The 257-nt window shown below is 33.1% G+C and carries 1 protein-coding gene; it reads right to left on the reverse strand.

Translation table 11 applies throughout. From position 1 onward, the window contains the following. Nucleotides 1-257: Ig-like domain-containing protein (locus RYX56_RS23610; RefSeq protein ID WP_317124287.1), on the reverse strand; the 257-nt coding region annotated here is incomplete at both ends.

Consider the following 257-nt stretch of genomic DNA (forward strand, 5'->3'; position numbering starts at 1 on the left):
TCCAATAATAGTGCCATCTCCACTTACTTCAGCAATTTTATTATTCTCTACCTCCCAAGTCACACTTTTATCTGTAGCTGTTTCTGGTGATATTTTAGTTTTTATAGTAAGGTTTTTTCCTTTTTTTAGAGTGGTGATTGCATTTGTTAGAAGTTCAATCTTTTCTACTTCAATTTTTTCTTCGTTAGCGACTAGTACCATGTAGTCTAGATTGCTTACATATCCACTATCAACCCGCATTTGAACAAATACATCAT

Origin of the sequence: Alkalihalophilus lindianensis, assembly GCF_032843265.1 — a bacterium.
Taxonomy (GTDB): Bacteria; Bacillota; Bacilli; order Bacillales; family Bacillaceae_D; genus Alkalihalophilus; species Alkalihalophilus lindianensis.